The sequence below is a fragment of the Mesorhizobium sp. M7A.F.Ca.CA.002.15.2.1 genome (assembly GCF_003998715.1).
Lineage (GTDB): Bacteria > Pseudomonadota > Alphaproteobacteria > Rhizobiales > Rhizobiaceae > Mesorhizobium > Mesorhizobium ciceri.
Genome location: NZ_RZPI01000897.1, coordinates 1 through 1830 on the forward strand (window position 1 = coordinate 1; position 1830 = coordinate 1830).

Sequence of the window (1830 nt, forward strand, 5' to 3'; positions counted from 1 at the left end):
GAAAGACGCCGATCACAACCCCGCCGCGCCAGGGCTGTCCGCCCTGGTGGCCGCCGCAAGCGTTTTGTCGTCGCAACAGGGCACCTTCGATTGCCAAAGCTGCGGTGCCTGCTGTTCCTATTCGGCCGAGTGGCCGCGCTTTTCCACCGAGGATGACGCACAGCTCGACCGTATCCCGGAAAAATATGTCGCATCCGACCTGTCAGGCATGCGTTGCGAGGGCGTGCGCTGCTCGGCGCTGTCCGGCGAGATCGGCAAGTCGACCGCTTGCGGCATCTACGACGTGCGGCCGGACGTCTGTCGCGCCTGCATGCCCGGCGACGAGGAGTGTCTGATGGCACGCCAGGCGCTCGGATTACCGGTGTAGCCAATCTCCCGTCGCCTCCGCTTGTGCGCCGACCCGCAGCCCGGTACCTTCCTGGCTTGGTAGGGTGGCGGAGGAACCATCGTGAGCATCGAATTTCTGTTGACGTCCCTGATTGTCGTGGCTTCGCCCGGCACCGGCGTTCTCTACACGCTGAGCGCCGGCCTCTCGCGCGGTGCGCGGGCCAGCGTCATCGCCGCCTTCGGCTGCACGCTCGGCATCATCCCGCACATGGCCGCCGCCATCACTGGCCTGGCGGCGCTGCTGCACACCAGTGCGCTCGCCTTCGAGACGCTGAAATATCTCGGCGTCGCCTACCTGCTCTACATGGCCTGGAACACGCTGAAGGAAAAGGGCGGCCTCAGCGTCGAGCAGGATGTGACGCCGCGCTCGGCCGGCAAGGTGATTGCCACCGGTATCCTCGTCAACGTGCTCAATCCGAAACTGTCGATCTTCTTCTTCGCCTTCCTGCCGCAGTTCGTCAGCACCACCGAGCCCAATGCGCTGTCGAAAATGCTGGAACTGAGTTCCGTCTTCATGCTTTTGACATTCGTGGTTTTCGTCGGCTACGGCATCTTCGCAGCCTCGATCCGCAGCCATGTCGTCTCGCGGCCAATGGTGTTGACCTGGATGCGCCGGACCTTCGCCGGCGCCTTCGTCATGCTCGGCGCAAAGCTGGCGCTGGCCGATCGGTAGCGGGGAGCGGTTCAGTCTCGCTGATCCGCTCTCCTTTGTTGCGCTATTCCGGGCGAAAAGCGGTTATGCGCTTTCGGGGCATTGCTCGGGGCGCGCTACCCCTTCACATAGCCCATCGCTTCGACGATCCGCCCATCGGCCACACGCATGAGGTTGACGCCGCGCAGCGAATTGCCGTCGGTCATGAAATAGCGCCAGCGGATCGTTGCCCGGTCACCGGCAACGAAGGTTTCCTCGATATCGAAGCGCGTGCCGGCCTGGGTCGCGATCGCCGTCCAAAGCCCGACGCACGCTTCCTTGCCGGCATGGCGAGCGCCGTCCGGCGCCGGCACGGTGTTCTCGATCACGCAATCCTCGGCCACCAGCTCGGCGAGTGCCGAAGGATCATGGCGTTGGAATACGTCGTTGTAGCGCCGCATGATCTCGGCGGTCTTCTGGGACAGATCGTACGCGTTTGCGTCCATGACAATCTCCTGTGTCATCTTCTTTCTCCTGGCTTCATTGACCTTTGGTGGCTTCGACGAGCGTTGCCTTGAGGGTGATCTGAGACACGCCGCCAAGGGCCCGCGAGACGAGGCAGCCCGCCTTGGCGGACTGTGTAAGGCGCTCGAATTCATCTTCGGCAAGTCCCGCGACCTCTGCCTCGGTTTCGAGTTCGATGCGGGTGATCGTCGGACCGGCAGCGGTTGCGCCAAGATGCACCTTGGCGACGGTGCTGATGCTTGTCGGGACATAATTGGCGTTGCCCAGTATGGCGCTGAGCGCCATAC

Annotated in this window: 3 protein-coding genes and 1 pseudogene; 2 read left to right on the plus strand and 2 right to left on the minus strand. The window is 63.3% G+C overall.

Annotated elements, in window-relative coordinates; genetic code table 11:
• Positions 1-46: 46 nt before the first annotated feature.
• The gene (locus ENZ74_RS30835; RefSeq protein ID WP_032809400.1) at positions 47-367 is read left to right on the plus strand and encodes a YkgJ family cysteine cluster protein; all 321 of its coding nucleotides are present in this window, start codon (positions 47-49) and stop codon (positions 365-367) included.
• An 81-nt stretch (positions 368-448) separates the two neighbouring features.
• A complete protein-coding gene (locus ENZ74_RS30840) occupies positions 449-1060 on the plus strand; it encodes a LysE family translocator (protein ID WP_013532395.1) in 612 nt (203 codons plus the stop codon).
• Between the two features lie 95 nt (positions 1061-1155).
• Here ENZ74_RS30840 and ENZ74_RS30845 read toward each other — a convergent pair whose 3' ends face one another.
• Positions 1156-1542 (minus strand): nuclear transport factor 2 family protein, encoded by a 387-nt coding sequence (locus ENZ74_RS30845; protein ID WP_013532394.1) that lies wholly within the window; start codon positions 1540-1542, stop codon positions 1156-1158.
• 16 nt (positions 1543-1558) lie between these two features.
• Positions 1559-1830 (minus strand): annotated as a pseudogene (locus tag ENZ74_RS30850) (OsmC family protein); the annotation flags it as partial.